The 4,833-nt window shown below is 53.5% G+C and carries 3 protein-coding genes and 1 pseudogene; 2 read left to right on the top strand and 2 right to left on the bottom strand.

Going from position 1 to position 4,833, the window contains the following annotated elements; genetic code table 11:
• Positions 1-875: pseudogene (locus FW760_RS25840) on the top strand (IS3 family transposase); the annotation flags it as partial.
• 244 nt (positions 876-1,119) lie between these two features.
• A complete protein-coding gene (locus FW760_RS25845) occupies positions 1,120-1,530 on the top strand; it encodes an integrase (RefSeq protein ID WP_446444098.1) in 411 nt (136 codons plus the stop codon).
• Positions 1,531-1,650: 120 nt separating this feature from the next.
• Here FW760_RS25845 and FW760_RS25850 read toward each other — a convergent pair whose 3' ends face one another.
• Both FW760_RS25850 and FW760_RS25855 read right to left on the bottom strand, forming a co-directional pair.
• On the bottom strand, positions 1,651-3,852 hold the full coding sequence (locus FW760_RS25850; protein ID WP_116052256.1) for a hypothetical protein: 2,202 nt from the start codon (positions 3,850-3,852) through the stop codon (positions 1,651-1,653).
• A 79-nt stretch (positions 3,853-3,931) separates the two neighbouring features.
• Positions 3,932-4,833, bottom strand: a 902-nt coding sequence (locus FW760_RS25855) for an IS3 family transposase (RefSeq protein ID WP_446444099.1), incomplete at its 5' end; no start/stop codon positions are given.

The following is a 4,833-nucleotide window of genomic DNA, read 5'->3' on the forward strand; positions in this document are numbered from 1 at the left end:
GAACACGAGCGTTCGCGTTAATCGATCAACTGCGGGCTCAAGAGCCTGTTGATCTGTTGTGCTCGGTATTTGATGTCACCCGATCTTGCTACTACGCGTACTGCCGGAAACGTCGGTATCTGGATGCCGAACGAGTAGTCTTGCGTAGCCGCGTGAACGAGTTGTTTACGCAAAGCCGAAGCGCTGCGGGCAGCCGGAGCATCATGCTGATGATGAAAGAGGACGGCATGCAGATCGGGTGATTCAAGGTACGTAGGTTGATGCGCGAGCTGAACTTGATCAGCAAACAGCCGGGCTCCCATGCCTACAAAAAGGCTACCGTGGAGCGGCCTGATATCCCGAACGTGCTTGATCGCGGGTTCAGCGTGGCATCCCCGAACAAAGTCTGGTGCGGTGACATTACGTACGTCTGGGCTGAAGGCCAATGGCACTATCTGGCGACTGTCATCGACCTTTGTGCCCGGCGTGTTGTTGGTTGGGCGTTCTCAGCCAAGCCTGATGCCGACCTGGTGATCAAGGCATTGGATATGGCCTATGAGCAGCGTGGCCGGCCTCAGAATGTGCTGTTTCACAGCGACCAGGGCAGCCAATACGGCAGCCGGAGTTTCCGCCAGAGACTATGGAGATACCGCTTCACGCAGAGCATGAGTCGGCGCGGCAACTGCCACGACAACGCGCCGATGGAGCGGCTATTTCGCAGCCTGAAGACTGAATGGATACCGACGGTGGGCTACATGAGCGCTGTGCTGGCACAGCAAGATACCAGTCGGTTTTTGATGGAGCGGTACAACTGGTGGCGACCGCATCAATTCAACGAAGGGCTACCGCCTGCGGTCGCAGAGGAAAAACTCAATTCAGTGTCCGGGATCAGTTGACCACTACACATCGTCGCCCAGAGCCCAAGTCTCCATGAGCACGTTTAGGTAGAGTCAGCGACGTACCTAAAACGGCTATTCGGATTTCTGTGTGTAGCGACCGGTGAGGCAGGTGTGGCTCAGCGTGTGGAATCCGATTTTCCGTGAACACCGCATGAACGCTGGTGGTAGGCTTCGCAAAGAACCTATCACCAACTCTCTCAGGATCGTCCGCGATTCTTCACCAATCCTGACAGAGAGCCCCATGACTGCCCCTATCCGCCGCGCAACATCCCTTCGCCCTGGACAATTCAAGCACCTGATCCGCGTTGCATCAGTAACTGGCCGTCTACCAGAACGCGACGTGATGCTGTTGTGGCTCACACACACCACAGGCATTCGCGTCACCGAACTGGCCTTGCTGGAGGTTGCAGACGTGCTGTGCCCCAGCGGAGCCATCAAGCCCGAGGTGTATCTACGCGCAGACATAACTAAGGGCTGCCGACCGCGCAATGTGTACCTTACCCACGCTCGATGCCTTGCTGCTCTGGACGACTGGATCGCAGTTCGCTTGCGTCGCCGCTGGGGCATTTCCGGCGATGCTGAATACCGAGGCCTGCTCCCAGCTTCAAAACTGGTAACCACACACAAGTTCTGGAGCTCAGGTAACTGTTAAATCCGTTTTAACCATATAAAATCAATCACTTAGTCAATCTGATATTTTTCAAGTTTCTTTTTGTAGAACTGATGAGCGATCTCACCAGCTCATATGACGCTCAACGATACGCGGGTCAGATTAATAACCCTGACTTCGCTTTGCGTGAAAGTCCTTCACCTCATCCCACGTCATTTTAATGGCGATGATCTTCGCAGCCGACTCATCGACGATGTAGACCTCCACCTCAGGATCGCTGATGGGAGAAACGAGCCTAAAGGGGGGGACCAAACGGCCAGTGCCCACCATCCCGTCCTGGCTAAAGATTACAGCAGGACAATGATCCCCATTTTCAAATAGCGCCTTGATCCCAGACTTGAGCCACTCCCAATCCACCCTTGCAGGAAAAGGGGGGCGTGTCGTGTGGAGAACAACCGGGATAATTGAATCTACCCCTCTGACAATGGCCCCACAGAAGCCCGAGAGAAGTTCTCTATCAGCAATGGCGTCAATTACCGCGCTTACTGCTTCATCATTTCCAAGATCTATGCCAGAGCTTAAATGCGGTTCTAGGAATGCCATGAATTCGAGGAAGCCCGGAGATTGAAACATCTTGCCCTGACTATCCTCCACACGTGATAGCACCCCCTTGAGGATGCTACGCACGATACGAGCAGCTGCCCTCGGATCGTCCGGGCTGAGGCGATCAATGGCTTGCTCACTGAGCAGGTTGAAGAGCAACGCATGACGGTAACCAAGGTCGAAGCACGCCTGGTGAAAGGGATGACGTTTACTTATCAGATCCGTCCGCACCCACTGGGCAAGGTCTTCTGTGGCCTTCAACCGCTTAGAAGGCTCATTGGACAGCATCGGCATTGGCGTCACGACTTCCTCAGTGATGTCGTACATTTGCTTCATCTCAATCGCAAAGCGCAGCGCCTCCAATTGAGCCCATTCGACCATGGGCTCAATCCTCGCGGCATGTTCTTTGTCAGGAGCAGCGTTGAAGGCGGCGACGGCTAGATCCCCAAGTACTCGGCCAGCTAAAAAAGCATCGCTGCATTTGATAACACCCCTAGGGAACGGTGCACCGAGCGAGAGGTTGGCTACTAAAGTCATCGCAACTGCAGGATCAGTCCAATCCAGCTGATTGAGAGCAACGAATGGCATGTAGTTATTGCGAACGGACGGGTTAGAAATGAATTCTCGGGCATGTTGCCCAATACTGCCCCAGAAATCGAACCGAGTAGGCACGACTCGATTTCTATACTGACGAACCTTTAACTGCCAATGGTAATCGCCGCCAAACTCAGGATCGAAATGCTCTTTCAGCAGAGGAAATGCAGATTTAGCAATGTCGTACACCGTCTGCGGGGTCTGGCCTAGGAGGTCATCCCTTCGATTTTCCAGGAAAGACGCAGCCTCGGACTCCCTCTGCGGCAGGCCATGATCACGGCACCAGGCGTGCATTGCGTAAGGGTCAATGGCAGTTAGGGTAATGCACCATCGACCGCGGCCAAAGCCATTAACGTCACGCCAGAGCATCATAAAGCCATGCGAGCCTGCTCTGTCTCCTTCCCGAGCGATCAAATCCATGGCGGTTAGTACTATTCTCGGAGGCCAGCGCTCTTCGCTTTCATTTTCAGTATCGTAGTCGGTATGTTCGTGGATGCTTTCGGGATCATCGATCCCTTTATAAGCCAGATAGAGATCAATCGATGGGAGCGCTTCGACTGGCAGATTGGTACTACCAGTCAGATGCCAAGCCTCCGGCAGGTGCGCTAGGAGTCCAAACCCTGAATCATCGCTGGTCAACTTCAGTGCCAGACACTGCTTACCCGACCATGCGTTCATGCTGCCAACGGCGTGCACCAAAAGCGTCGACCACTCTGCCGCGACTACTACAAAACAAACGTCGAAATTGCCCAAAAACGGGAGCATATTTCGGAGTTCCTGCTCATAGCCGGCCAGCTCCGTTACAGTCTGTCGCTCCGTTTCGCTGGCTCTTTTGACCTCAAAAACTACGAGCGTCTTCGTCTCAGCATTGAAACAGAGTATGTCTGGGCGCAGCACCTCTCCTGTGGTCATTGAGATACTTGTGTTGATCGAGACGATTTCCAGCAAGCTCAAACGACCCAGCACATGCTCTGCCGCCTCTGCTGAAGCACGTCGAGAGATGTAATCAATACCAAAAGATGGAAGAAAACACTCCTGTTCTGCCGAGTTCGTTATAGAGGTGATAGCTTCTTGCCCTTGGATTGACTCAAGCAGTTCCTCCTTTTCAATGAGGTGCTGTAGCCAGGACACGACTTCGGATTCTGGGGGCAACTTGATCTTGGACATAATCTTCCTTGAGTTAATGGGACTATCGCTCTGAGGTACACAATGCGAGGTTGGCCTACCCTGAATCGCCCCGGATTCTCTAGACACCTTGCAAGCTCATTGCGTAACGCTTTTCAAACTCTACCGGTGATAGCTGATTGTTGAAACCATGGCGGCGTTTTACGTTGTAGAACATCTCGATGTAATCGAACACATCACTCCGAGCATCTTCCCGCGTGGTATAGATTTTTCGCTTGATCCGTTCCCGTTTCAGAAGCTGGAAAAAGCTCTCGGCCACGGCGTTGTCATGACAGTTGCCTCGGCGACTCATGCTGGCAACCAAATTGTTTGCCTTCAAAAAGCTGCGCCAATCGGAGCTGCTGTACTGGCTGCCTTGGTCGGAATGAACCATCACCTCTTGCTTCGGTTTACGCCTCCAAACCGCCATCAACAACGCATCAATAGCCAAATCACTGGTCATCTGCGACTTCATTGACCAGCCAACGACCTGCCGAGAAAACAGATCTAGTACCACCGCCAAATACAACCAGCCTTCATACGTACGAATGTACGTGATGTCGGTTACCCAAACCTTGTTGGGTTCCACAACATCGAACTGGCGCTTCAGCAAATTGGGTGAGACGACCGCTGGCTTACCGCCGTACTTTCCAGGGCGGCGTCGATAACCTGTCTGAGAGCGCAGCCCTTCAAGACGCATCAGCCTCGCCACACGATGACGACCACAATCCTCACCGACCTCGCGCAGATCGTCGTGGATTTTGCGATAGCCATAAACGCCGCCGCTCTCCAGCCAGGAATGCTTGATCAAACCCAGCAGTCGCTGGTCGTCTTTGGCGCGTACAGATTGCGGCTCAGACAGCCAGGCGTAATAGCCGCTGGGATGGATTTTCAGCGTCAGGCAAAGCCGTCGAATCGAATAGTCGCCCGCGCGCTGCTTGATAAAGGCGTACTTCAGCCGTACTCCTTGGCAAAGTACGCGGC

The organism is Pseudomonas sp. 1176_21 (assembly GCF_052850635.1).

Bases quoted from the DNA above. Each gene is read 5' to 3' on its own strand.
- FW760_RS25850 (WP_116052256.1), bottom strand. From the start codon at position 3,852: ATGTCCAAGATCAAGTTGCCCCCAGAATCCGAAGTCGTGTCCTGGCTA.
- FW760_RS25845 (WP_446444098.1), top strand. From the start codon at position 1,120: ATGACTGCCCCTATCCGCCGCGCAACATCCCTTCGCCCTGGACAATTC.